Annotated in this window: 2 protein-coding genes; both read right to left on the reverse strand. The window is 67.9% G+C overall.

Going from position 1 to position 1,133, the window contains the following annotated elements; genetic code table 11:
- The coding region (locus ACRDSQ_RS26095) for a transposase (RefSeq protein ID WP_431424603.1) at positions 1-816 on the reverse strand (816 nt) is incomplete at its 3' end.
- Positions 817-900: 84 nt separating this feature from the next.
- Positions 901-1,133 (reverse strand): hypothetical protein (locus ACRDSQ_RS26100; protein ID WP_431424604.1); only part of this gene is annotated, 233 nt, incomplete at its 5' end.

Genomic DNA, 1,133 nt, shown 5'->3' on the forward strand with positions numbered 1-1,133 from the left:
GGCCAGGATCGCTTGTTGCAGGTTCTGGTCGACGGCGAAACCCAGGGAGAATCCGATCCCGCGCTCGCGGAGCGCGGCAGCGAACACGTGGGTGGCGCCGGCGGAATCGGCACTGGCCATCACCTTCGGCGCGCCAGGCCCGGCGGTGCTGTCGGTGCTGCCGGGTCGTGGGCGGGCGTGCGGTGGTAGCGCGGCGATGGCCAGGTCCAGCACGGTGACGTGGTCGGCGGCGGTGTTGCTGCCGGCGTTGCCTGGCCGCAGCAGCCCAGCCAGGGCTTCACCACCGGACACGTCGGGGCGGTCCAGGTAGCACAGCAGCGGGTGGAACCCGTATCCCTTCTTCCAGGTGGGTGCGGCGTTTTCCTTGTCGGAGTGCGCGGTCAGCAGGGTCGCGTCGAAGTGCAGCCACAACTGTTCGGTCAGGTCCGGGCCGGCGCCGGCTGCCCAGGCCCGCTCACGCGCCTGCGCGCGTGCGGCCCGCAACAGATCCAGCCGGGTGTCGTCGACCTTGTCGACCACTCGCCACGCGGTCGGGTCGGAGGCGACCAGCCCGAACAGCCTCGGCTGGTCCCGCAGCGTCCGCAGGTGCCGTGCCGCGTCGCCGCCGTCGGCGATCGTCACCGCGAGATCCACCAGCACCTGTCCCGGCGCGTGCAACGGCGGCAACCGGTAGGTGTCGATCAACGCCGCGGTCCACCCCTTGACCAGCCCGGTCTGAGCAGCCAGTTCCCGCAGCAGCGCGGTCCCGGCGTGCGACACGATCCCCTTACCATCCGCCGACACCTTGAACCGGGCCTTACCCAAGCTAGGCTTCACTCGAGAGTGCCTTCCTGTCAGAGATCATTGGTTCTTCGCAAACCCAATTTTCCCTTACAGACAAGGCACTCTCGCCTTTTCAGCTCACGTGTCGCACCAATTTCGGTGAAACGCCGAGGCTAGTGCTGCGAGACCTACAAGCAGCAGGACCCAGTTGCCTCGGGTCCGCTCGCCCCTCAAGAGGCAGACGACCAGCCAGACCACTGGTAGCGCCAGAACCACAGCGAAGGCGTGGGTGAGGCTGTACATCAGGACGGCGCTTGTATAGGGAGCCTGGCCGATCAGATCGCGGCCGCCCCAGCCGTACACGTCGAAGG

Origin of the sequence: Actinokineospora sp., assembly GCF_050699995.1 — a bacterium.
In the GTDB taxonomy this organism is placed as follows: domain Bacteria; phylum Actinomycetota; class Actinomycetes; order Mycobacteriales; family Pseudonocardiaceae; genus Actinokineospora.